This window comes from Nonomuraea sp. B5E05, from assembly GCF_039880665.1.
GTDB lineage: Bacteria > Actinomycetota > Actinomycetes > Streptosporangiales > Streptosporangiaceae > Nonomuraea.
In genome coordinates, this window is the sequence record NZ_JBDPMJ010000001.1 from 327,936 (window position 1) to 350,774 (window position 22,839).

Consider the following 22,839-nt stretch of genomic DNA (forward strand, 5'->3'; position numbering starts at 1 on the left):
ACGCACAACACCCTCAACGACGCGTTCATCATCCTCGACGAGGCGCAAAACTCCTCGGCCGAGCAGATGAAGATGTTCCTCACCCGGCTCGGGTTCAACTCCAAGATCGTGGTGACGGGCGACGTGACGCAGGTCGACCTGCCCGCGGGCACGGTGAGCGGGCTGCGGGTGGTGCAGGAGATCCTCGACGGCATCCCCGACATCCACTTCTCCCGGCTGAGCAGCTCCGACGTCGTACGCCACAAGCTGGTGAGCGACATCGTCGACGCCTACGGGCGCTACGACGCCACGCGGGCCGCCCAGGAGCTCAAGCCCGTCCAGCAGCGGGGGAAGCGGCGGGTGAGCGACCGTGAGCATTGAGCTGAACAACGAGTCCGGCGTCGAGGTCGACGAGGAGTCCCTCGGTGCCCTGGCCGCCCATGTGCTCGGCGAGATGGGCATCAACCCGCTCGCCGAGCTGTCCATCGTGATGGTCGACGAGGACACCATGGCCGAGCTGCACGAGAAGTGGATGGGCGAGCCGGGCCCGACCGACGTGCTGGCCTTTCCGATGGACGAGCTGCGTCCCGGCGGCGGCGCGCGCGGCGAGGCCGACGGCGCCGCCGATCCCGCGCTCCTGGGCGACGTCGTGCTCTGCCCGCACGTGGCCGCCAGGCAGGCGGCGGAGGCGGGTCACGGCGCCGCCGACGAACTGGAGCTGCTGTGCACCCACGGCATCCTCCACCTGCTCGGCTACGACCACGCCGAGCCTGAGGAGCACAAGGAGATGTTCGGCTTGCAGGCCCGGCTCCTCGAGTCGTGGCAGGAGGTGCGCAACTCGCGGTGAACGCCTGGTTGTTGCTGGTCATCGCCCTCGTGATCATCGGTGGCCTGATCGCCAGTGCGGAAACGGCACTGACGCGCATCTCCAGGGTGCGCGCCGAGGAATACGCGCGCGAGAGCCGGCGCGGCGCGGCGCGGCTGCAGGCCATCGTCAACGACCCGCCGCGCTACCTCAACCTGCTGCTGCTGCTCAGGCTGAGCTGCGAGCTGGTCGCGACGGTCATCGCCACCCTGCTGTTCATCGACCTCATGCACGACCAGGGCTGGGCCTACGTCTGGGCCGCCGTCGTGATGATCGTGATCAGCTATGTGGTGGTCGGGGTCATGCCGCGTACGCTGGGCCGCCAGCACGCCGAGCCGGTCGCGCTGGCCAGCGCGCCGATCGTGTACGGCCTGACCCGCATCTTCGGCCCCCTGCCCAAGCTGCTCATCCTGCTCGGCAACGCGCTGACCCCCGGCAAGGGGTTCCGCGACGGGCCGTTCACCTCGGAGGCCGAGCTGCGTGACCTGGTCGACCTGGCCGAGGAGCGCAGGGTGATCGAGCCCGACGAGCGCGAGATGATCCACTCGGTCTTCGAGCTGGGCGACACGCTGGTGCGCGAGGTCATGGTGCCCCGCACCGACATGGTCTACATCGAGCGCGCCAAGACGATCAGCCAGGCCCTGTCGCTGGCGCTGCGGAGCGGGTTCTCCCGCATCCCGGTCGTGGGCGAGAACGAGGACGACGTCGTCGGCATCGCCTATCTGAAGGACATCGCCCGCAAGATTCACGAGTCGGGCGAGGGCGGCGGCAAGGACACCGTCGAGTCCATCATGCGCCCGGCCGCGTACGTGCCCGAGAGCAAGCCCATCGACCAGCTCATGCGGGAGATGCAGGCCAGGCAGATCCACATCGCCATCGTCATCGACGAATACGGCGGCACGGCCGGACTGGTCACGATCGAGGACGTCCTGGAGGAGATCGTCGGGGAGATCACCGACGAGTACGACCAGGAGGCGCCGCGCGTCGAGCCCATGCCCGACGGCGGCATGCGGGTGACCGCGCGCATGCCGGTCGACGAGCTCGGCGAGCTTTTCGACACGGAGATCGAGGTCGACGACGTGGAGACGGTGGGCGGCCTGCTGGCCCACGCGCTCGGGCGGGTGCCGATCGCCGGCTCGCACGCGCAGGTGGCCGGGCTCTCGCTGACCGCCGAGAGTCTCGCGGGACGCCGCAACCGCATCAGCACCGTGGTGGTGCGCCGGGTGGTGCCTCCCGAGGACGAGGCCGTTCCCGCCGCCGTCGAGCGGGAGTGACGCGAGCGGGACCTGTACGGATGGATGCCGCAAGCGTTCTACAAGTGGTCTGCAAGCTCCGCACGGCAGTCTTCTCACCAAGACATCCAGTGCGGTGGGTGTCAGGGAGCGTCAGTAGCCGGATGGGGTTCGCGGCAGGCTGGCGCTTCGGGGGGCGACGGCGTCACGGCCTGCTAGGGGGTTGTGGCGTCGGTCGGCGCAAGGGTGTTCTCGTCCAGGAAACCGGATGAGAACACCCTTTTTGCGGGTTGGTGGGAATTTCGGTGGATTGCTGCTTCGCCGGTTGGGGAGGCTGCGACCAGGGGGAATCATGAGGCGCGAACGAGGGATCGTCGGCTGCGGGCTGCTGGCCTGCGTCCTGGCCGGATGCGGCGGCGGGCCGGCGGGGAGCCACCTTGATCCGGGGGTCATGGCGCAGCTGCGCGCGGTGCTCAGCGAGGAGCCCCGGCTGCCCGACGGGTTCACGCCCAGGCCGGGGGAGGCCTGGCGGATACCGTTCGACAAGGCGGGCAAGAACTGCCGCACCATGCTCCGCCCCGCTGAGGGGCGGGCCCCGAGCCAGGCGCTGACCGCACAGGTGGCGGTCAGCTACGCCGGCGACGACCTGGGCGAGCAGGCCGGGGTCGCGCTCGCCAGGTACACCGGCGGCGAGGCGGCCGACCACCTCGACGACCTGGCCGACGCGCTGGAGTCGTGCCGGCGCGTCAGCTCCCCTTCCGGCACCGACCTGCGCTCACGCGAGCTGCCGATCGAGGACGTGGGGGACGAGGCCGTGGGCGCACGGCTGACCGGCCGGCTGAACGGCTACCCGTACGCGATGGACGTGGTGTTGTCGCGGGCCGGCGACACGCTGGTGTCGGTGGTGCACACCGGTCTGGAGGATGTGGACGCCGGCCGTACGCGGGCGATGGTCGACGCGGTCATCACCATGGCGGAGGACCGCTGAGGCCGGGAACGGAGGACCCGTGAGGTCGGCCCCTCGCCGTCATCCGTACGGCGCTCCACTCGTTAGCCTGGACCCGTGACTCTCGATCCGGAAGACAACAAGCTCATCGTTCTGGCCCGGTCCGCCAGGGCCCGCAACGGCTCCGCGGAAGGAGCCGCCGTGCGCGACGAGACCGGCCGCACCTACGCGGCGACGAACGTGGCGCTGGAGGCGCTGACGCTGCCGGCCGTGCAGGTCGCGGTGGCCATGGCGATCTCCAGCGGGGCACGGTCGCTGGAGGCCGCCGTGCTGGTGAGCGAGGGCGGGCCGAGCGCCGCCGACGAGGCCGTGGCCGCCGAGCTGGGCGTCAAGGCGCTGCTCGTGGCCGGCCCCGACGGCACGGTGCGGGGCTGACATGCCGATGTCGCCCTTTCTGGCGCGGCTGCGGGAGAAGGTCGGCACCGACCTGATGATGTTGCCGTCGGCCTCCGGCTTCGTGTTCGACGACGGGGGCAGGCTCCTGGTGGCCCGGCACGGCGACGTGGGGCTCTGGGCGGCGCCGGGCGGCGGCATCGACCCGGATGAGCGGCCGGCGGACGCCGTGGTCAGGGAGCTGCACGAGGAGCTCGGCCTCGAGGTCGAGGCGCTGGGCCTGATCGGCGTGTACGGCGGCCCCGAGTTCCGCACCGTCTATCCCAACGGCCACCGGGTCGGCTACGTCATCGCGGCGTACGCCTGCGCGGTCGTCGCCGGGCGTCCCCGACCCGACGGCGTGGAGATCGACGACTTCCGCTGGGTGTCGGAGCAGGAGCTCGCCGGGCTGAAGACGACCCCGTGGACGCCGCTCGTGGCGCCCGAGGCGTTCACCTGGTGGCGTGAACACGTCGGTTGATAGGCCACAATGCACAGTGTGACTTCGCCAGACAGCCATCGCGCCGGATTCGCCTGCTTTGTGGGGAGGCCGAACGTCGGCAAGTCCACGCTGATGAACGCCCTCGTCGGCAGCAAGGTGGCGATCACCTCGTCCAAGCCGCAGACCACCAGGCGCGCTATCAGGGGCATCGTGCACCGTCCCGACGCCCAGCTCGTCATCGTCGACACGCCGGGGCTGCACCGCCCGCGCACGCTGCTCGGCGAGCGGCTCGACAGCCTGGTGTTGTCCACGCTGACCGAGGTCGACGCGATCGGCTTCTGCGTGCCGGCCAACGAGCCGATCGGCAAGGGCGACCGGTTCATCGCCGACAAGCTGGCGGCGGTGAAGAAGACCCCAGTCGTCGCGGTGGTGACCAAGTGCGACCTGGCGAGCAAGGAGCAGATCGCCGAGCAGCTGCTGGCGGTTTCGGAGGTGGGGGAGTTCGCCGCCATCGTGCCCGTGTCGGCGCAGTCGGGTGACCAGCTCGGCGTGCTGGCCGACGTGCTGATCGAGCACATGCCCGAGTCACCGCCGCTCTATGAGGACGGCCGGCTCACCGACGAGCCCGAGCAGATCCTGGTCGGCGAGCTGATCAGGGAGGCGGCGCTGGAGGGTGTGCGTGACGAGCTGCCCCACTCGATCGCCGTCGTCGTGGACGAGATGTTGCCCAGGGAGGGGCGCGACGACCTGCTCGACATCTACGCGCACCTGTTCGTGGAGCGGCCGTCCCAGAAGGCGATCGTCATCGGGCACAAGGGCGCGCGGCTGCGCGAGGTCGGCACCAAGGCCCGCCAGCAGATCGAGGGGCTCCTGGGCACGCGGGTCTTTCTCGACCTGCGCATCAGCGTGGCCAAGGACTGGCAGCGCGACCCGAAGCAGCTGCGCCGCCTGGGCTTCTACGACTGACGGGCGGACCTGGCAGGCGTGCTGCGGCGCCGTTCAGTCCGGTGCGGGCGACGGCGGGCGGGTGGCGACGAGGGCCGGCTGGAGCAGGCCGGTGACGTCGTCGCGGGCCGCCAGCCCGCGGACCTGCCGGGCGAGCGCCGCGACGGCCTCCGGCGGGAGCACGCGCGAGGCGTTCAGCCGGTACTTCTCCTCCAGCTCGTCCATGCTCAGCGGGTGCTCGGGCCCGCCCCGCGAACTGTGCACCCGATGCTCCAGCCGCCGCCCGTCCTTGGTGCGGACGCGCAGCACGGCCGAGAACGCCAGCGGGAACTCCTCCGTGCACACCTCGTCGGCCACCACCCGCACCCGAGCGGCCAGGGCGAGCCGCTTCTCGTCGCGGAAGGCGGCCTCGGTGAAGTCGTCGAGGTGCAGCCCGAGCCCGCCGCCGCCGACCAGCGCGCTGGCCACCGTGTACGGCCCGGAGAACTTGGCATGGTACGGAGTCCGGGGCCGCACCTTCTCCTCGTACGGCTCGCCGATCGTGCGCAGCGGCGCGGCCGCCACGCCCAGCTCGATCTCCGCCACGTCCTCGGCCCGCAACCCCTGTGCCCGCAGCGCGAGCGCCGCGTCGATGCCGGGATGGGTGAAATGGTTGGACGGGTACGGCTTGTAGACCGTACGCAGGAGTTCCCACCGCTCGCCGAGCCCGTCGGTGATCGCGGCCGCGTCGTATCGCCCGTCGAGGAACGCCTGGAAGAAGCCGAAACGCCCCTCGAAGACCGTCGGCGGCCCGGTCACCCCTTCGGCGGCCATCATGGCGGCGACGACGCCCGCGTGGGCCGCCCAGCCGCAGTGGACGCGCTTGACGGTGCCCCCGGTGCGGTTGGCCTCGATGACCCCGGCTCCCATGCTCGCGGCGATGCCCATGGCCGCCGCGACGCCGCCGGCGTCCAGGTCCATGAGCAGGGCCGACGCGGCGGCGGCGCCGACGGTGCCGCAGATGGACGTGGCGTGCCAGCCCTTCTCGAAGAACAGCGAGTTGCGCAGCTCGGGCAGGTAGGAGGCCATGCCGAGCCGGTTGGTGATCTCGTTGCCCACGGCGGTGGCCTGGCACAGCGCGGCCCCGGGCGCGCGTGCCGACTCCGCGACCGCGAGGGCGGCGGGCACGACGGAGGCGGACGGGTGGAGCACCGAGGGCAGGTGGGTGTCGTCGAAGTCGAGCGCGTGCGCGAGCGTGCCGTTGACCAGGGCGGCCGACGGCGCGGGCAGCGCGAGCGGGTGGCCGAGCACGGACGACTCGCCGGCTCCGCCCCACCGGCCGGCCAGCCGCCGCACCGCCTCGTGCGGCTCGTCGTGACCGGTGAGCTCCAGGGCGGCCAGGCCGTTGCCGAACATGTCGAGCACGCGACCCGTGACGTCGTCCATGACGGGCGCGGGCAGCCCCGCGCGGGCGTGCACGGCGAACTCGGCGAGGGCGGTCACGATGGTCGCGGCGGCGGAGGTGCCGGTCATGGGGCGAGCACCGCGAGCGGCCGTACGGGGGCGCCGGTGGCGCCGACGACGTGCAGCGGGTTGATCACGAGCAGGAACTCGGTGGCGCCGAGCTCGCGCAGCCGGGTCAGCCGCATGGTCTCCACGATGTTCACCCCGGCCTCCACGAGGAGGATGCGGTGCACCGGCAGCGTGGCGTGGCCGCGTCCCGCCGCGATGTGCTCGAACGCGATGGTCTCGCCGCCGGCCACCTTGACGCCCCGCTCGACCAGCCAGCGGGCGGCGTCGGCGCCGGGCCCCGGCACGCCGCCCTCCTCGCCGACGAACCGGGACGGCCGGTCCCATTCGAGCGACCAGCCGGTGCCGATCAGCACCGCGTCGCCGGGCCGGATGGCCACGCCCGTCCTTTTCAGCGCCGCCTCCAGGTCGTCGCGGGTCACCTCGTATCCGGGGGGCAGCACGTCCACGCCGTGCACGGCGGTCACGTCGAGCAGCACGCCGCGCCCCACGTACGGGGGGAAGGTCTCGATGCCCAGCCGGGACAGCCCTTTGTGCGACTGGATGCCCGCGACCTCGACCCCGCCGTACGCGTGCCCGTCGTGGGAGACGTGGCCGAGCGCGTCGACGTGGGTGCCCACGTGCCCGCCGGTCACGATCAGCTCGTTGGCGGCCGACCCGCCGTCCTCGCGCACCATGTCGCCGTGGCGGCGCTCGATGACCATCCGGAACCTCGGATGGTTCGGCGACTGGGGCATGCCCGTCCGCATGGGCTGGGCGAGGTCCACGATCTCGGCGCCGTCGAGCTGCTGCCAGAGCGTCGTCCCTGTCTGTTCAACCTGCATGCGAAGATTGTCGCAGCAACCTGAACATCGTCCGTGCCTTGCCGAGGCCGTCAGCCGCGGCGCACCAGGGCCACGACGGCCAGCAGGATCACCGCGACGGCCGACGCCAGCGCCGCGAACCAGCCGAACCTGATCACCGGCTCGATCGACAGCAGGTCGCCGAGGTCGACGGAGACCCGATCGCGCAGGCCACGGTCGCCGGTCACGAACGACACCAGCACCACCACGGCCGCGCCTCCCGGGACGGCGGCCAGCGCGGCCAGCCGCGGGCGCCCGAGCACCCCGGCGAACCCGCACGCCAGCGCCGCCAGCCCGGCGACCAGGGTGTAGACCCCGGCCGCCGCGTCGACGCCGCGGACGTCATCGGCGATCGCACCACCGATGAGCTCGCTGCGCGCCTCCACCCCGGCCCACGGCAGGACCGCGCAGGACATCAGCAGGGCGCCCGCGATCACGACGCCCAGCGGTGCGCCGCGGCGGGCGCGCGGCCTGGCGGGCGAGCGGGTGGGCGGGCCTGCGGGCCTGGGCTGCGGGAAATCGGCCACACGATCAGGGTAAGCCGGACCCCGCCCCGCCACCAGCGGCCGCTACCTCACGCGACGAAGCCCTCACCGCCCCGCGAGCCGCCGCCGCGACCGCCGCCGCCGATTCATGAGCCGCCCGCTCTCCCCATTCCAGCCGCGAGCGCAGCTGCACCGCGTCGGCGGCCAGAGCGGACACCAGCGTGCCCGACACCGCCAGCGGCAGCACGGCGACCCCGTCGGCCACGACCGTCTCCCCGGCGCAAGCCGTCAGGAACGTGGTGCCGACGCAGCGGGCCGCACCATAGACGGCGGGGGAGGCGTCGAGGTCCGGGTCGCCGACGGTGAACTCCTGCCGGAGCAGCGGCCGGCCGTCGCAGGTGGCGTCGAAGCGGGCATGGCAGCGGCCCGGCGCCTCACCGTGCCGGCCGAAGACGATCTCCTCCCGCCACGACACGCTCGCGTCCGGCTCCAGCGCCAGCCGTACCAGCAGGCGGTGCTCGCAGCCGGCGGCGAGCACCGTCGGCTCCGGCGCGAACCGGAGCGTGGCTCCCGCCCCCACCCGGGCGGTGACCATCAGCTCCGACACGCCCTCGCCGGGCAGGACCAGCGTGCTCGCGACCGAGCCCAGCTCCAGCGTGGTGCGCGGGGCGACGTCGAGGTCCAGGGCGAGCCGGTCGCCGCCGAGCGGACCGGCCGCGGTGGAGACGAGGTGGACGGCGCACGGGCCGGTCTGGCGCAACGTGAGCGGCGGCGCCGAGGCCAGCCGCCGCACGACGGTCGTGCCGTCCCGCGCCCGCGCCGTCGCCACGGCGGCGTACGCCCGCATGGCCCGGCGTCCCGAGCCGGCGCCCGCGCGGGGGACCGTGTCCCCGGACATCAGGCGACGGGCGCCGGGTGGGCGTGCGACCAGGCGCGTACCTGCTCCGCGACCCAGCCGGCCACGTCGCCGGCCGCTGGGTCCCGCCTGATCGAGGTGAACATGACCGGCCGCTCGCCCCGCACGGCCGCCGCGTCACGCGCCATCACGCCCAGGTCGGCGCCCACCATCGGCGCCAGGTCGGTCTTGTTGACCACCAGCAGGTCCGCCGCCGTGACCCCCGGTCCGCCCTTGCGCGGCACCTTGTCGCCGCCCGACACGTCCAGCACGAAGATCTGCCGGTCGGCCAGCCCCCGGCTGAACGTCGCCGTCAGGTTGTCGCCACCGCTCTCCACGATCACCAGGTCCAGCGGGCCGAACCGGCATTCCAGCGTCTCCACGGCGTCGAGGTTGGCGGCGATGTCGTCGCGGATGGCGGTGTGGGGGCAGCAGCCGGTCTCCACGGCCAGGATGCGCTCCTTGTCGAGCACGCCCGCACCGCGCAGGAAGTCGGCGTCCTCGGTGGTGTAGATGTCGTTCGTCACCACGCCCAGCGACAACGACGGGCCCAGCGTCCGGCACAGCGCGGCGACCAGGGCCGTCTTGCCGCTGCCCACGGGGCCGCCGACCCCCAGCCGCAGCGCCCTGCCCCGGCCGTCGGGGGCGTGGTGGTGATCGTCGTGATGGATGCCCATCGTCGAGGTCCTTCCTAGGAGACGAACAATCTGATCCCGGCCCGGGAGTGCCGCTCGGCCAGAAGATCGAGGGCGGGCGCCGAGTGCGCGGGCAACGCCGCCCAGCGCACCTGGGCGCCGCCGAGCTGCGCGCTCGCGTCCGGGCGGCCGGGCCGCGGGGGTGCGTGCGCGTCATCGGGATGGGCGCGCGGGGTGGTGGGGCCGGGGTGCTCGGGCGTGACGGCCGTGCGGGCGTCGGCGGCCACGGCGGACACCTCCGGCGTGAGGCCGGCCAGCAGGCCGTGCACGGCGACCGGATCCAGGCCGAGCAGGCGGACCGCCGCCGTGGCCGGGCCGCTGACCGCGTGGTACGCCGCCGCCAGCGCCGCGTCCCCCGGTGCCGCTCCCGCCGCGTGCGCCGCCGCCCCGAGCGCGACCGGATGATGCGGCTGCGGTACGGCCCGCGCCAGCTCGTCGAGCACCGGCGACGGCCACACCCGCCGGGCGACCCTGAGCAGCAGCCTGCCCTGCGTCCTGGAGGCGTCCCGCTGGGCGGGTGCGGCGGTCCTGGCGTCGACCTCCCTGTCGAGCACTGCCCACGGGCCCGCATCACCCCCGGCCAGGAGCCCGGGTGGCAGGGCGGTGGCGGGCGGCGTACCGGCGGCCTGGGCGCAGGCGGCGGCGGTGAGGGCGGCCGCGAGCGCGCCCGCCGTGTGGAGGCGGCCGCGCAGGAAGCGCGCGAGTGAGGGCACGTCGTGCACCGCCCCCGAGGCGATGGCCTGTTCGGCGCCGCCCGAGTGGGCGTGGCCGCCGGCCGGGAGGCGGGAGTCGGTGAGGAGGAGCAGGGCGGGGTGCATCAGAAGAGGAAGTACCGCTGGGCCATGGGCAGGCGGGCGGCCGGGGCGGGCTCGATGAGCTCGCCGTCGACGCGGACCTCGAACGTGTCGGGCGCGACCTCGATCCTCGGCAGGGCGTCGTTGAGGGGCATCGCGGACTTGCCGCGCCGGCGTACGTCCTGGACGGGGGCCAGGCGGCGGCGTACCGCGAGACGGCCGGCGAGGCCCGCGTCCAGGGCCGCGGGCGCGACGAAGTGGAGCGAGGTGGCGGCGGCGGTGATCGGCGAAGCGCCGAACATGGGACGGGGCAGCACCGGCTGGGGCGTGGGGATGGAGGCGTTGGCGTCGCCCATCTGCGCCCACGCCACGACGCCGCCCTTCAGTACCAGGTCGGGCTTGACCCCGAAGAACGCGGGGCTCCACAGCACGAGATCGGCGAGCTTGCCGGGCTCGACGGAGCCGAGCTCGGCGTCCAGTCCATGGGCGATGGCCGGACATATCGTATATTTCGCGACATAGCGCTGCGCCCGCGGATTGTCCGCAGGCCCTCCGCCGAGCGCCCCCCGCCGCCCCTTCATCACGTGGGCCGTCTGCCACGTACGGATGATCGTCTCCCCGATCCGGCCCATCGCCTGCGAGTCGGAACCGATCATCGAGATCGCCCCGAGGTCGTGCAGCACGTCCTCGGCCGCCATCGTCGCGGGCCTGATGCGCGACTCGGCGAAGGCCAGGTCCTCGGGGATCGACGGGTTGAGATGGTGGCAGACCATCAGCATGTCGAGGTGCTCGTCGAGCGTGTTGGCGGTGTGCGGCCGGGTGGGGTTGGTGGAGGACGGCAGGATGTTGGCCTGACCGGCCACGCGGATGATGTCGGGCGCGTGCCCGCCGCCCGCCCCTTCCGTGTGGTACGCGTGGATCGTGCGGTCGCCGATGGCCTTGAGCGTCGACTCGAGGAACCCGGCCTCGTTCAGCGTGTCGGTGTGCAGCGTCACCTGCACGCCCGCCGCGTCGGCCACGCTCAGGCAGGCGTCGATGGCGGCGGGCGTGGATCCCCAGTCCTCGTGCAGCTTGAAGCCGGAGGCCCCGGCCGCGAGCTGCTCGCGCAGCCCTTCGGCGCTGACCGTGTTCCCCTTGCCGAGCAGCGCGAAGTTCAACGGGTACGCGTCGAGCGACTCCAGCATCCGGCCGAGATACCAGGCACCGGTGACGGTCGTGGCCTTGGTGCCCTCGACGGGTCCCGTGCCGCCTCCGACGATCGTGGTGACCCCGGACGCGACGGCCTCGTCGAGGAGTTGCGGGCAGATGAGGTGGACGTGGGAGTCGACGGCCCCGGCGGTGAGGATCCTGCCGTTGCCCGCAAGCACCTCCGTGGACGGCCCGATGACCAGGTCGACGCCGTCCATCGTGTCGGGGTTGCCGGCCTTGCCGATGGCGTACACGCGGCCGTCGCGGACTCCGACGTCGGCCTTCACCACACCCCAGTGGTCGAGGATGACCGCGCCGGTGATGACCAGGTCGGCCGCGCCCTCCGCGCGGGTGGTCCGCGCCTGGCCCATCGACTCGCGGATGACCTTGCCGCCGCCGAAGACGGCCTCCTCGCCGGCCCCCGCGGGGCCCATCGCGCGGTCCTCGGTGACCTCGATGAACAGGTCGGTGTCGGCCAGCCGGATCCGGTCGCCGGTGGTGGGTCCGTAGAGTGCCGCGTAGCGGGCACGCGCGATGTCACCCATCGAGCGGCCCCGCCCACTCCTGCCGCAGGCCCGGCACGACCCGGCCGCCCGCGATCGGCACCAGCGTCACATCGCGCTCGACGCCGGGCTCGAACCTCACCGCCGTCCCCGACGGCACGTCGAGCCGCATCCCCCAGGCCGCCTTCCTGTCGAACTCCAGCCCCGGGTTGGCGGCCGCGAAATGGTAGTGAGAGCCCACCTGCACCGGCCGGTCGGCGGTGTTGACCACCCGCACCGTCACCCGCTCGCGCCCCGGGTTGAGCTCGATCGCGCCCTCGGGGTGGGCGTACTCGCCCGGGATCACGGGATCGGCCTGTGCACGGTGACCAGCTTCGTGCCGTCGGGGAACGTGGCCTCGATCTGCACGCTCTCCAGCATCTCCGGCACGCCGTCCATGACGTCGGCACGGTCGAGCACCGACCGCCCGGCCTCCATCAGGTCGGCGACGCTGCGCCCGTCTCTGGCGCCCTCCATGAGGAACGACGCGATGACGGCGGTTGCCTCGGGGTGGTTGAGCCGCAGGCCCCTGGCCCGCCGCTCGCGCGCCACCCCGGCCGCGACGTGGATGAGCAGCCGCTCCTGCTCGTGTGAGGTCAGCCTCATGGCCGGACCATAGGAACCGGCCGTTTCCTGGGTGTTGCCGCGTGATGTCGAGTCGGTTTCGCCCTCGCGCTGAACCGCCGTATGTCGGAATAAGTGCGCTTGTGAACGTCCGGCAATCGCCTCTTAACACGCGGGATCTTCCAGGGAAATCTCGCCGAGTCACCTTTCTCCCAATACCGGTCGGCAGGAAGGAACAGCTGTGCGCATCCCCCGCCCGATGGTCTCCGCGATCCTCGTCTTATCCCTTGCGGCCTGCGGATCGGACGCCCGGCCGGCCGCCGGCTCCAGCGAGATCAAGGTCGGCATCCTCCACTCGCTCAGCGGCACGATGGCCATCAGCGAGGTCACCGTGCGCGACGCCGAACTGCTCGCCATCGAGGAGATCAACAAGGCCGGCGGCGTGCTCGGCAAACAACTCGTCCCCGTGGTGGAGGACGGCGCCTCCGACTGGCCCACGTTCGCCGAGAAGGCCACGAAACTGGTCAGGCAGGACAAGGTCGCCACCGTCTTCGGTGGCTGGACGTCGGCCAGCAGGAAGGCGATGCTCCCGGTCTTCGAACGCCACAAGGCTCTGCTGTGGTATCCGGTGCAGTACGAAGGGCTGGAGAGCTCGCCGTACATCTTCTACACCGGGGCCACCACCAACCAGCAGATCATCCCAGGCCTCGACTACCTGAAGGAACAGGGCAAGAAGCGGTTGTTCCTGGTGGGCAGCGACTACGTCTTCCCCCGCACCGCCAACAAGATCATCAAGGCGTACGCGGCCGCGAACGGCATGGAGATCCTCGGCGAGGAGTACACCCCGCTCGGCCACACCGAATACTCCACGCTGGTCAACAAGGTCACCCAGGCCAGGCCGGACGCCGTCTTCAACACACTCAACGGCGACTCGAACGTCGCGTTCTTCAAGGCGCTCAAGAGCACGGGAGCCACGGCCGAGAGCATGCCCGTGTTGTCGGTCAGCATCGCCGAGGAGGAGGTCACCGGCATCGGCGTGGACAACGTCGTCGGCCAGCCGGTCGCCTGGAACTACTACCAGACCACCGACACCCCCGCGAACAAGGCGTTCGTCACGGCGTACAAAGCCAAGTACGGCCAGGACAAGGTCACCAGCGACCCCATGGAGGCCGGCTACAACGCCGTCTACCTGTGGGCCGAGGCCGTCAAGAAGGCCGGCACGACCGAGGTCGAGGCGGTCAGGAAGGCCGCGGGCGGCATCGCGCTCGAACGTCCCGAGGGCCTGGTCACCATCGACGGCGAGAGCCAGCACCTGTACAAGACCGCCCGCATCGGCATCGTCCAGCCCGACGGGCTGATCAAGCAGGTGTGGGACTCCGGCGAGCCGATCAAGCCCGACCCCTACCTCAAGGGCTACCCGTGGGCGGCCGGGCTGGCCGGCCAGTGATGTCCGCCGTCGTCAACCAGCTGCCGATCGGGTTGTCGATCGGGGCGGTGCTGCTGCTCATCGCGCTCGGGCTCACGTTCACGTTCGGGCAGATGGGCGTGATCAACATGGCGCACGGCGAGTTCATCATGGCGGGGGCGTACACCGCGTACCTGCTGGGTGACCTCGTGCCCGCGCTGCCGGTGGCGTTCCTGGTCGCCGGGGCGATGGGGCTGCTCCTGGAACGGGTCGCCATCCGGCACTTCTACGGCCGCCCGCTGGACACGCTGCTGCTCACCTGGGGCGTCAGCCTGGTGCTGCAGCAGCTCGCCCGCGACCTGTTCGGCGCGCCCAACGTGCAGGTGCCCGCCCCCTCATGGCTGGCGGGAGGAGTGGGCATCCTGCCGTACAACCGGCTGTTCATCATGGGGCTCGCGGTGGCCGGGGTGGTCGCCGTCTGGGCGTACCTCACCCGCACCGGGCTCGGCCGCAGGACCCAGGCCGTCGTGCAGAACCGGCGGCTGGCCGCGACCAGCGGCATCGACACCGGCCGGGTCGACATGCTGACCTTCTTCATCGGGTCTGGGCTGGCGGGCGTGGCCGGGGTGGCGCTGACCCTCATCGGGCCCGTCGGGCCCGCGCTCGGCACGTACTACATCGTCGACGCGTTCCTCGTCGTCGTGGCGGGCGGGCTGGGGCAGCTGCGCGGGGCCGTGCTCGCGGCCATCGGGCTGGGGCTGCTCAACTCCTACGCGGAGTTCTGGTCGGACGCCTCGCTCGCCAAGGTCATCGTGCTCGCCGCCATCATCGCGTTCCTCCAGGTGCGGCCGCAGGGCATGTTCGTGCTCAGATCGAGGGCGCTCACATGATCAGGAGGAACCTTCCGTTCGCGACCGTGGCCGTGATCGTGCTCGTGGCCGCCCCGCTGCTGCTGGAACCGTTCCGGCTGAGCCTGCTGGCCAAATACCTGTGCTACGCGATCGTCGCGCTCGGCATCGGGCTGGCGTGGGGGCAGGGCGGCATGCTCACCCTCGGCCAGGGCGTGTTCTTCGGGCTCGGCGGCTACTCGATGGCGATGTACCTCAAGCTCGCCGAGGGCGGCGGGCTGCCCGACTTCATGGTGTGGAGCGGGGTGGAGGAACTGCCCGCGCTGTGGGCGCCGTTCGCCAACCCGGTCTTCGCCCTCGGCATGGCGGTGCTGGGGCCGACGGCGATCGCGGTCATTCTGGGCACGCTGGTGTTCCGGCAGCGCGTGCGCGGCGCGTACTTCGCGATCCTCACTCAGGCGCTGGCCGCCGCCATGGTCATCCTGCTGGTCGGGCAGCAGGGCCTGACGGGAGGCACCAACGGCATGACGAACTTCTTCGACCTGTTCGGCCAGGACCTCGCCGAGGACTCCACGCAGCGCGGCCTCTACCTGGTGGTGGCGTCCGTGCTGGGAGTCCTCTACCTCGCCACCCGCCAGCTGGTGAACAGCAGGTACGGCCGGCTGCTCGTCGCCATCAGGGACGGCGAGGACCGGGTGCGCTTCCTCGGCTACGACCCGGCCCTGGTCAAGACCGTCACCTTCGCCGCGTCGGCGGGCATGGCGGGGCTGGCGGGCGCGCTGTTCGTCCCGGCCGTCGGCATCATCTCGCCCGCCCTGCTCGGCGTGGTGCCGTCGCTGGAGCTGGTCGTCGCGGTGGCGGTCGGCGGCCGGCACGCGCTGGCCGGGGCCGTACTCGGCGCCGTCGTCATGGGCTACGCCCAGACGGCGTTCAGCGAGCAGTTCGCCGACGGCTGGCTCTACCTGCAGGGCGCCCTGTTCATCCTGGTCATGACGCTCGCCCCGAAGGGGATCATCGGCGTGGCGGAGAGGTTGCGACGTGCTCGAACTGCGTGAGGTTCAGGTGGTGTTCGACGGCTTCCGCGCGCTCGACGGCGTGGATCTGACCGTGCCCGACGGAGAGCTGCGCTTCCTCATCGGGCCCAACGGCGCGGGCAAGACCACGCTGATCGACGTGATCACCGGCCTGACCAGGCCGGCGGCGGGCAGCGTACGGTTCGGCGGCCACGACCTGGTGGGCAGGAAAGAGCACCAGATCGTCCGGCTCGGCGTCGGCCGCACGTTCCAGACGTCCGTCGTGTTCGAGGAGCTCACCGTGGTCGAGAACCTCGACCTGGCCGCCGGCTTCCGCCAGCCGCTGTGGTCGCTGGCCAGGCGGCGCAAAGGAGTGTCGGAGGCCGTCGCCGAGGCGCTCGCCAGGACCGGGCTCGAAGAGCTCGCCGAACGTTCAGCCGGGGTTCTCTCCCATGGCCAGCGCCAGTGGCTCGAGATCGGGATGCTGCTGGCGCAGCGGCCCCGGCTGCTGCTCCTGGACGAGCCGGTCGCCGGCATGTCCAAGGACGAGCGCGAGCGCACCGGCGAGCTGCTCACCCGGATCGCCGACGACCACACGGTGGTCGTGGTGGAGCACGACATGGAGTTCCTGCGGCGGCATGCTTCGACGGTGACCGTGCTGCACGAGGGCAGGGTGCTCGTGGAGGGCTCGGTCGACCAGGTCAGTGCCGACCCGCGCGTGCAGGAGGTCTATCTGGGGAGGAAGGCGAGCGATGTTGTCGGTAACCGGCCTTGAGTCGGGGTACGGAAGGGCGCGCGTGTTGTTCGGCGTCTCGCTGGAGGTCCGGCCGGGGCGACTCGTGTGCGTCATGGGACGCAACGGCGTCGGCAAGACCACGCTGCTCGACACCGTCATGGGAGTGCTGCCCGCGGTGGCCGGCACGGTCACGTTCGACGGCCGCGACGTCACCAGGCTCAAGCCGCACGAGCGGGTGCGGCTCGGCATGGGGTACGTACCGCAGGGCCACCAGTGTTTCCCCCAGCTGTCCGTCCAGGGCAACCTGCTGGTGACCCTGGAGGCCGCCAAGCAGCCCAAGCAGGCCGTCGACGAGGCCCTCGACCTCTTCCCCGCACTCAAACCGCTGCTCAAGCGGAGCGCCGGCCACCTGTCGGGAGGCCAGCAGCAGCAGCTCGCCATGGCCCGTGCCCTCGTCACCAGGCCGAGGATGCTCATCCTCGACGAGCCGACCGAAGGCATCCAGCCCTCGATCATCCTGGAGATCGAGGCGGCCATCGAACGCCTGCACGCCGCCGGGCTGTCCGTGCTGCTCGTGGAGCAGTACCTCGACATCGCGCTGCGGCTGGCCGACACGTTCGTCATCCTCGACGGCGGGCACGTGGTGCGCACCGGCGCTGCCGAGGACCTGCACCGCGCGGACGTGCGCCGCCTGCTGGCCGTGTGAGGCCCGCGCTCACTGCGGTGTCACTGGGGGCGTCGCTGGCGGAGTCTGCGCCAGGAACGCCCGGGTGTTCGCGGCGGCCTGCCGGTCGCCGGTCGTCTCGAAGACCTCCAGCGCAGCCCCGGCCAGCTCGCGCGCCCGCCCGATCGCGCCCTCCGACCGGTTGACCCGGGCCAGGGCCAGCAGCGCGTGCGCGTCGAGCAGGCGGTCGCCGAGGCGTACGGCGATGCCCCTGGCCTGCTCGGCGGCGGCCCTGGCGGCGGGTTTGGCGGCCTGCGCCAGGCGTACCGCCGACAGGTCGAGCAGGGTGTCGGCCTGCCGGTGCCGGTCGCCCAGCTCAGCCAGGCGACCGACGGCGGCCGCCAGCAACTCGCCGGCCTCGTCCAGCCGGCCGGCGCGGCGCAGCACCGCGCCCAGCACCCGCTCGGCGTCGGCCGTGTCGCGCTCGTTGCCGGCCTCCTTCAGGCAGGCGCGCAGCGCCCGCTCGGCCTCTTCCAGCCGGCCCAGCTCCAGGTGGACGCGGGCCAGCCGGCGTACGGCGTGGTTGACGTCGCGCGCGCGGCCCTGCCGCCTGACCATGTCCAGGGCGAGCCCCAGCCGCTCGTACGCGCGCTCCCACTCCCGCTCCGCCAGATGCAGGTCGCCCAGATCCAGCAGGATCAGCGCCTCGCCCTCGTCGTCGGCCGACCGCCGCGCCGACTCCAGCGCCGGCCCGGTCACGGCCCGCCAGTCGTCGAGGTAGCGGTGGCGTTCGAGGAAGGGCCCCAGCAGGTGCGCCAGCCGCCAGCACTCGTCGTCGAGCCCCGCCGCGTGCAGGTCGGCGACCAGGCTCACCAGGAACGCCCGTTCGGCTGCCAGCCATTCGACCGACTCCCTGATGTCCCTGGTGGCCACGGCCGTCGCCGGGTCGCCCGACACCAGGGAGAACCGCGAGGCCCGCACCCTGTCCAGCACCACCGCCGCCAGCCTCGCCAGCACCCCGGGGACGGGCTGGTCGCGGGCGAACAACCTGGTCAGGTCGTGCATCCGGTAGCGAACTTGGCCCGCCACGTCGACCCCGTACGTCTCCAGCAGGCCCGCGTCCACCAGCGTCTCGGCCTGCCCGCCGAGATGCTCGGTCACCCAGTCGGCGAAGTCGGGCGCCGACAGCGCGCCGAGCCCGCGCAACGTCAGCCGGGCCGGCTCCGGCAGCCCGTCGAAGCCGATCGCGAGTACGCTGCGGACCGTCTGGTCGCCCGCGTGCAGCCGGTCGAGCCGCTCGTGCTCGTCCTCCAGCAGGCGCACCAGATAGTCGACGGTCCACTCCGGCCTGGCCGCCAGCCGGGAGCCGGCGATGCGCAGCGCGATCGGCAGGCCGCCGCAGAACCGCGCCAGCCTGCTCATGGCGTCGTTCGCCGCGCGGCCGGAACACCTCGCGAGCAGGTCGAGCGCCTCCCCGTCGTCCAGCACGCCGACGGACAACCGCCGCGCCCCGGTCAGCCCGCCGAGCGAGGAACGGCTGGTCACGACCGTCGGGCAGGACGTCAGCAGCGGCCGCACCTGGGCCTCGGCCGCCGCGTTGTCCAGCAGCACCAGCAGCCCGCGGCCGGCCGCGTACGTGCGGAAGAGCCGTTCACGCTGCTCCAGCGACGCGGGGATCGCCTGGGCCGGGCAGCCCAGCCAGCGCAGGAAGTCCTCCAGCACCGCCGCCGGCGCCGTCGTCTCGCGCAGGTCGGCGTACAGAATGCCGTCGGGGAAACTCTCGCGCCCCCGCCAGGCCGCGTGCACGGCCAGCGCCGACTTGCCCGCACCCGCCTGCCCGTGCACCACGACCTGGCCGCCGATCACCTGGTCGAGCAGGGCGGCCCGTCCCGTGAAACCCGCCACGTCGGGCGGCAGCAGCACCGGCGGGCCCGCCGACACGTGCAGCGACGCGTCGTCGTACAACATGCGGTGGTAGAGCAGCTGCAACTCCGGGTCGGGCTCGATCGCGTGGCCGCCGTCGAGCTGGTCGCGCAGCACCGCGTACGCGGCCAGCGCGTCCACCCGGCGGCCGCTGCGGTAGAGGGCCAGCATGTACTGGCCGCGGAAGCGCTGCCACGTCGGATGTTGCCGGGTCAGCCGGCGCAGCTCGGCCAGCAGCTCGCGGTGGCGGCCCGCGTCCAGATCGGCCTGCAGCCTGCGCTCCAGGGCGAGCAGCCGCAGCTCGCCGAGCTCCTCGCGCAGCCGGCGCGTCTCCGACCACCGCTCGCCCTCGGGGTCGACGTCCTCCAGGACCTCGCCCCGCCACAACTCCAGCGCCTCTCCGTAGGCGCCCTTGTCGACCAGTAAACGGAACCGGTCGACGTCGAGCCCGCCGTCGCCGACGGCCAGCACGTACGACCCCGACACGGTGCCGATCACGTCTTTCCCGAGCAGCTGCCTGAGCCGGCCGACGTAGCCGCGGATCAGAGAGTCGGAGCGGTCACCTCCCTCGCGCGGCCACAACAGCCGCCGCAGCCGCTCGACGGTCAGCGGCCGGCCGGCGTTGAGCAGGAACATGGCCAGCAGATCGCGGAGCTTGGGCGTCGTGGGCGTCAGATCCCGCTCGCCGTCGGCCACCTCGAGCGGCCCCATGATGCGAAAGTCCACACGACCCTTCCTTCGAGCCTTCGAGCTTCCGAGGAGAGATGTCGATCAGGATGGCACACCGCAGCGGTGTCAGGACGCCCAGGCTCGGGCCGTGCGCACGATCTCCTCCAGATGGCCGCTGTGCGCGCCGTGCCAGTAGACCTGGCCGCACTTCCCGCACCGGCCGTAGGCGTCGTAGCTGCGCCGCGTGCCGGCCGCCAGCAGCGGCTCGATCTCGACCTTGGCCACCTGCTCCAGCTCGCCGTTGCACGCCGTGCAGCGGGTCCACGGGCGCAGCGGCGGCGCGAAGCGCTCCAGCAGGTCACGGAGCTGGTCGGTGGGCCGCGAGCCGCGGACGTACGCGCCCAGCCACAGCGCGCGGCGGCGCAGCAGGCCGCGGTCCTGCGTGAGCAGCACCCGCCGCTCCTCGTTCGCCTGCACCACCAGCGCCGGATCGTCCATGTCGTTGTGGTAAGCGGCGTCGATGCCGAGCAGCCGCAGCCGCCGCGCCAGCGTGCCCAGATGCACGTCCAGCAGGAACCGCGGCTCTTCGGGCAACTGCTGCGGGCGCGGCACCGGGTGCACCTCCACCACGTCGCCGGGTGCGGGCTGGTAGGACGGCGGCACGCCCTGGGCGCCGGCCAGGATCATCGGGCCGACCTCCGTCAGCGGGATGCCGATCGACTCGACGTGGTGTCCCAGCGTGGAGGTGCCGTCGGGGGCGACCTCCTGCCACTCGTGTCGCCGGCTCACCGGCAGGAACATCCTCAGCTCAGAGGCGATGCGCAGGCGTGTCACAATCCCCATTGTGGTGGACCGGGCCACGGGAATTCATGCTGATATCTCCTGGTACGAGCTCACTTCAGCGGCGGATTCGCGTTCTTCGCCCGCTCCAGCGCCAGGTCAGCCCACCACTGGCCGCCCTCCGGAGACACGACACCGCGCTCCGGATCCTTCTCGCCGCTCGTGCCACGCCTGCACCGGCCGCTCGACTCGCCCGCCCGCGCGATCCACAGGTACGCGTCGACCAGCTCCTCGCCCGTCTCCGTGGTGGGCCGCGGGCCGACGCCCCTGCCCGGAGGGTTGCACCACACCTGCAGGTCCTTGTACTTCTTCTCCTCCGGCCTCCACGAGCCCTGACCGTTCCTGGCGGTGTCGATCACGAAGTGCGGCATCCTCGACCGGTCCAGCGGCGCGTCCTGCGGGCACTCGTCGCGGCCCGTCGCCAGCTGGACGCTGACGCAGGCCGCCAGCGCCTTGCCGTACTCGACGCTCTTCTCCGTACGCTGGTAGCCGGCCGAGTTGACGAAGAACCCGTCCGCCTCCTCGATCCCCGCCCCGATCAGCCGCCGCGCCATGATGTCGGTGCCCGGCCAGTAGTTCTGGCTGCCGTCGAGGTAGACCGCCGTGCGGGGGCTGGACTTCAGGCTGCTTACGGCCTGCCTGAGGTCCCGGTAACGCTGCTCGGGGGAGCCGTCCGCGTCGCACTTGTCCGTCCCCGGCAGCTTGACCAGGCTGGACGGCTCCAGAATGACCACCGCCCCGGCCTGGCCGATCTGGCGGGCGATGCCCTTGATCCACTCCTGGTACGCGGCCATCTCCTTGCGCTCGAACGGCAGGCAGTCGCTCCCCGGCATGGAGTTGATCAGGAACACCGGGACACCGCCCTCCTTCCCGGCCGCCCTGATCGTGTCGTCCACCTCCGACCTGACCTCGGGCTGGTTGAGCCGGATGGCGTGAGGCACCGCGGCCAGCCTGCTCATCAGCTCCGCGTCCTCGGGGCGATCCCTCTCCCACAGCGCCGCCTGCCTGCGCGCGTTCGGCTCGGGCGGGGAGTAGAACGGCACCTTGCCCTGGGCCATGAGGGGGTTGCGGGTCGCACCCGCCGGCCGGGTCGCGTCCTGACCTGTGGTGCCGTTCCGCCCGGCAGTGGCGGTGGCTTCGTACGCCGTCGTGCTGCCCGAGGTGCCTTCGTCACGCCACATGAGCGCCGCCGACACCCCGGCCCCCGCCACGACCACGGCCGCGGCGGCCGCTATCAGCTTGCGCTGCCCGCCCGCCGCCGCGAGCCTCGACACCCCGCGCCTCGGGACCTTCCCCGGCCCACCACTCCCCGCCCCTTCCGGACCGCGCCGATCCCCCGGACCGTCGTGCCCGTCCTCACCCGGGCCTGCCGACCCTCCGACACTGTCGCGACCTTCTGGACCCTTGGTCGGCCCGGCGGTGTCATCCGGAGCGGTGGGCCGCCCGTCTCCTGAGCCCGCGCCCGTGCCGCCTTCCCCGCCCGTCCCTGCGACATCCCCTCCTGGGACCGGCGTGCCAGGGCCGCTGGTGGTGCTCGGCCCGGAGCCCGAGGCGCCGGAACCCGGCACGGCCGAGGTGCTGAGGCCGTCCATCAGATCCTGTGCCGTGGGGCGTTCAGCGGGGTTCTTGACCAGCGACGCCACCACCAGGTCCCGCAGCGACCCCGTGAGCCCGCGCAGGTCGGGGGGCTCGTTGACGATGCGCAGCAGAACCGTCGGCACCGAGCCCGACCCGAACGGCGGCACGCCCCCGGCGGCGAAGGCGACCGTACAGCCCCACGAGAAGATGTCCGACGGCGGCCCGATGGTGACGCCCGACACCTGCTCGGGCGACATGTACGACGGCGTCCCCACGATGGCGCTGCTCATCTCCGCGTCCGCGAGCTGCGCGATGCCGAAGTCGATGACCTTGGGTCCCACCTGTGACAGCAGCACGTTCGACGGTTTGAGGTCACGATGCACCACCCCCGCCCCGTGGATGGCGCGCAGGGCCATGGCCATCGAGGCGGCCAGCCCGTCGAGAGCCGAGCCCTTGAGCGGCCCCGAGGAGCGGACGACGTCATCGAGGCTGGGACCCTCGACATATTCGGTGACCAGGTAGGCCAGGTCACCCTGGACGTCGGCGTCGAGGACGGGCGCGGTGCAGAACCTGGCGACCCGCTTGGCGGCGGCCACCTCGCGGGCGAAGCGGCGCCTGAAGCCGGCGTGCGCGTCCAGCCTGGCGTGGATCAGCTTGACGGCCACCTGCGTGCCGCCGGGGGAGCGGCTCAGGTAGACGACGCCCATGCCGCCTTCGCCCAGCCGGCCCAGGAGGGTGTACGGGCCCACCTGCCTGGGGTCTCCGTCTCTCAGCGCCTCCATGGTCATAGTGGGTCAGGTTAGCTCCC

Annotated in this window: 23 protein-coding genes and 1 pseudogene; 12 read left to right on the plus strand and 12 right to left on the minus strand. The window is 72.3% G+C overall.

The window, feature by feature from the left end; translation table 11 throughout:
- Positions 1-9: 9 nt before the first annotated feature.
- The 7 genes and pseudogenes from ABGB01_RS01545 to era form a co-directional block, all read left to right on the plus strand.
- A pseudogene (locus ABGB01_RS01545) lies at positions 10-360 on the plus strand (PhoH family protein); the annotation flags it as partial.
- A complete protein-coding gene (gene ybeY, locus ABGB01_RS01550; protein ID WP_347641700.1) occupies positions 350-826 on the plus strand; it encodes an rRNA maturation RNase YbeY in 477 nt (158 codons plus the stop codon). The pseudogene ABGB01_RS01545 and the gene ybeY, both read left to right, overlap by 11 nt.
- Positions 799-2,118 carry a hemolysin family protein gene (locus ABGB01_RS01555; RefSeq protein WP_347620170.1) on the plus strand — a complete coding sequence of 440 codons (1,320 nt, stop codon included), beginning with the start codon at positions 799-801 and terminating at the stop codon, positions 2,116-2,118. Before ybeY ends, ABGB01_RS01555 begins: the two co-directional genes overlap by 28 nt.
- Positions 2,119-2,428: 310 nt before the next feature.
- The gene (locus ABGB01_RS01560; RefSeq protein WP_347769450.1) at positions 2,429-3,064 is read left to right on the plus strand and encodes a hypothetical protein; all 636 of its coding nucleotides are present in this window, start codon (positions 2,429-2,431) and stop codon (positions 3,062-3,064) included.
- Positions 3,065-3,139: 75 nt separating this feature from the next.
- The gene (locus ABGB01_RS01565; RefSeq protein ID WP_347620168.1) at positions 3,140-3,457 is read left to right on the plus strand and encodes a cytidine deaminase; all 318 of its coding nucleotides are present in this window, start codon (positions 3,140-3,142) and stop codon (positions 3,455-3,457) included.
- Position 3,458: 1 nt separating this feature from the next.
- Positions 3,459-3,935: an NUDIX domain-containing protein gene (locus tag ABGB01_RS01570; RefSeq protein ID WP_347769452.1), complete on the plus strand. Its 477-nt coding sequence runs from the start codon at positions 3,459-3,461 to the stop codon at positions 3,933-3,935.
- Between the two features lie 18 nt (positions 3,936-3,953).
- Positions 3,954-4,862, plus strand: a complete 909-nt coding sequence (gene era, locus ABGB01_RS01575) for a GTPase Era (protein WP_347769454.1) — start codon at positions 3,954-3,956, stop codon at positions 4,860-4,862.
- A gap of 33 nt (positions 4,863-4,895) precedes the next feature.
- Here era and ABGB01_RS01580 read toward each other — a convergent pair whose 3' ends face one another.
- Genes ABGB01_RS01580 through ABGB01_RS01620 form a run of 9 tightly spaced genes read right to left on the minus strand, consistent with a single transcriptional unit; the run spans position 4,896 to position 12,397 of the window.
- The gene (locus ABGB01_RS01580; RefSeq protein WP_347769456.1) at positions 4,896-6,353 is read right to left on the minus strand and encodes an MmgE/PrpD family protein; all 1,458 of its coding nucleotides are present in this window, start codon (positions 6,351-6,353) and stop codon (positions 4,896-4,898) included.
- Positions 6,350-7,174, minus strand: a complete 825-nt coding sequence (locus ABGB01_RS01585; RefSeq protein ID WP_347769458.1) for a cyclase family protein — start codon at positions 7,172-7,174, stop codon at positions 6,350-6,352. Before ABGB01_RS01585 ends, ABGB01_RS01580 begins: the two co-directional genes overlap by 4 nt.
- 50 nt (positions 7,175-7,224) lie before the next feature.
- Positions 7,225-7,719 (minus strand): hypothetical protein, encoded by a 495-nt coding sequence (locus ABGB01_RS01590; RefSeq protein ID WP_347769460.1) that lies wholly within the window; start codon positions 7,717-7,719, stop codon positions 7,225-7,227.
- Between the two features lie 4 nt (positions 7,720-7,723).
- Entirely contained in the window at positions 7,724-8,575 is an 852-nt protein-coding gene (locus ABGB01_RS01595; protein WP_347769462.1) for an urease accessory protein UreD, read from the minus strand.
- The gene (gene ureG / locus ABGB01_RS01600) at positions 8,575-9,249 is read right to left on the minus strand and encodes an urease accessory protein UreG (protein ID WP_347620161.1); all 675 of its coding nucleotides are present in this window, start codon (positions 9,247-9,249) and stop codon (positions 8,575-8,577) included. Before ureG ends, ABGB01_RS01595 begins: the two co-directional genes overlap by 1 nt.
- A 14-nt stretch (positions 9,250-9,263) precedes the next feature.
- Entirely contained in the window at positions 9,264-10,085 is an 822-nt protein-coding gene (locus tag ABGB01_RS01605) for an urease accessory UreF family protein (protein WP_347769464.1), read from the minus strand.
- The gene (locus ABGB01_RS01610; RefSeq protein ID WP_347769466.1) at positions 10,085-11,794 is read right to left on the minus strand and encodes an urease subunit alpha; all 1,710 of its coding nucleotides are present in this window, start codon (positions 11,792-11,794) and stop codon (positions 10,085-10,087) included. The genes ABGB01_RS01605 and ABGB01_RS01610 overlap by 1 nt, the downstream gene beginning before the upstream one ends.
- The gene (locus ABGB01_RS01615; protein ID WP_347769468.1) at positions 11,787-12,098 is read right to left on the minus strand and encodes an urease subunit beta; all 312 of its coding nucleotides are present in this window, start codon (positions 12,096-12,098) and stop codon (positions 11,787-11,789) included. The genes ABGB01_RS01610 and ABGB01_RS01615 overlap by 8 nt, the downstream gene beginning before the upstream one ends.
- Positions 12,095-12,397, minus strand: a complete 303-nt coding sequence (locus ABGB01_RS01620; protein ID WP_347620157.1) for an urease subunit gamma — start codon at positions 12,395-12,397, stop codon at positions 12,095-12,097. Before ABGB01_RS01620 ends, ABGB01_RS01615 begins: the two co-directional genes overlap by 4 nt.
- Before the next feature lie 199 nt (positions 12,398-12,596).
- Here ABGB01_RS01620 and urtA point away from each other — a divergent pair, with 199 nt between their 5' ends.
- The 5 genes from urtA to urtE are packed head-to-tail and all read left to right on the plus strand — an operon-like array spanning position 12,597 to position 17,063.
- A complete protein-coding gene (gene urtA / locus ABGB01_RS01625) occupies positions 12,597-13,802 on the plus strand; it encodes an urea ABC transporter substrate-binding protein (RefSeq protein WP_347769470.1) in 1,206 nt (401 codons plus the stop codon).
- Positions 13,802-14,650, plus strand: coding sequence for an urea ABC transporter permease subunit UrtB (gene urtB / locus ABGB01_RS01630; RefSeq protein ID WP_347769472.1), 849 nt, complete (start codon positions 13,802-13,804; stop codon positions 14,648-14,650). The genes urtA and urtB overlap by 1 nt, the downstream gene beginning before the upstream one ends.
- On the plus strand, positions 14,647-15,663 hold the full coding sequence (gene urtC / locus ABGB01_RS01635) for an urea ABC transporter permease subunit UrtC (protein ID WP_347769474.1): 1,017 nt from the start codon (positions 14,647-14,649) through the stop codon (positions 15,661-15,663). Before urtB ends, urtC begins: the two co-directional genes overlap by 4 nt.
- Positions 15,647-16,396, plus strand: coding sequence for an urea ABC transporter ATP-binding protein UrtD (gene urtD, locus ABGB01_RS01640; protein ID WP_347769476.1), 750 nt, complete (start codon positions 15,647-15,649; stop codon positions 16,394-16,396). Before urtC ends, urtD begins: the two co-directional genes overlap by 17 nt.
- Positions 16,374-17,063 (plus strand): urea ABC transporter ATP-binding subunit UrtE, encoded by a 690-nt coding sequence (urtE, locus tag ABGB01_RS01645; RefSeq protein ID WP_347769478.1) that lies wholly within the window; start codon positions 16,374-16,376, stop codon positions 17,061-17,063. Before urtD ends, urtE begins: the two co-directional genes overlap by 23 nt.
- A 9-nt stretch (positions 17,064-17,072) precedes the next feature.
- Here the strand turns inward: urtE and ABGB01_RS01650 are convergent, their stop codons facing one another.
- From ABGB01_RS01650 to ABGB01_RS01660, 3 genes are all read right to left on the minus strand, one after another.
- Positions 17,073-19,670 carry a BTAD domain-containing putative transcriptional regulator gene (locus ABGB01_RS01650; protein ID WP_347769480.1) on the minus strand — a complete coding sequence of 866 codons (2,598 nt, stop codon included), beginning with the start codon at positions 19,668-19,670 and terminating at the stop codon, positions 17,073-17,075.
- Positions 19,671-19,739: 69 nt separating this feature from the next.
- Positions 19,740-20,447, minus strand: a complete 708-nt coding sequence (locus tag ABGB01_RS01655; RefSeq protein WP_347769482.1) for a Mut7-C RNAse domain-containing protein — start codon at positions 20,445-20,447, stop codon at positions 19,740-19,742.
- 59 nt (positions 20,448-20,506) lie between these two features.
- Complete coding sequence (locus ABGB01_RS01660; protein ID WP_347769484.1) at positions 20,507-22,819, minus strand: glycoside hydrolase family 6 protein; 2,313 nt, start codon at positions 22,817-22,819, stop codon at positions 20,507-20,509.
- Between the last annotated feature and the right edge of the window lie 20 nt (positions 22,820-22,839).